Annotated in this window: 1 pseudogene; it reads right to left on the reverse strand. The window is 55.2% G+C overall.

Annotated elements, in window-relative coordinates:
- Positions 1-253: 253 nt before the first annotated feature.
- A pseudogene (locus tag TU76_RS25715) lies at positions 254-466 on the reverse strand (DUF2970 domain-containing protein); the annotation flags it as partial.
- Positions 467-661 lie beyond the last annotated feature (195 nt).

A 661-nucleotide genomic window follows, 5' to 3' on the forward strand; every position in this document is an offset into this window, starting at 1 on the left:
AAGCAATCACCCATAAAACCGAAAAGAGGCGATGCGATGAGTACTCCCGTCAAGGCGCGTAAAAGCGACAGCAAGGTCGATGCATGGGCCATCCTTTTACTGATCATTCTGGTGGTGTCGACTGCGGTGTTTTGGGTCAGCCATCAATAACTCTCTCATGACCGCCTGATTCACAGATAACCGGGTTTCCCGGGGAATCAGGCACTGACCTGCATCCTGCGGGTTGTTTCGCGTGCCCGCAGCAAAGCGTGTATACGCCCGCCAGGTGCAGGATCAGCTTGACGATGGCGAACAGTGTCAACGCGAAAATGGTCGTGAACACAAGCCCCAGGATCAGGAAGTGGCCGGGTTTTCCGTGTGTAAAATCGCGGGTACGGTTTTTCGCGCTTTGCACACCAGACGCAGCGGCCACCACGCTGTGGAGCATTTGCCAGAACGTAGGCGGCTTGTTCTCTGGATCGTCCATGGAGCGCTTGAGCCTTGTGCCGGAACGAGGGTCTCCTCAGGATAGGCAATTTTTCGGGCGGTGCTGCCGCATCCTCTGTCTGCGATAACCCAGTACCTCGTTTCGCACCTCCAATCATGATGAATTGGTGTTCCTTCTCATGTCATAAGGAACATGCATCATGTCGGAACCCTCCCGAGCCTCTCACCAGGGGCT

It is taken from the genome of Pseudomonas psychrophila (assembly GCF_001043005.1).
GTDB classification, from domain to species: domain Bacteria; phylum Pseudomonadota; class Gammaproteobacteria; order Pseudomonadales; family Pseudomonadaceae; genus Aquipseudomonas; species Aquipseudomonas psychrophila.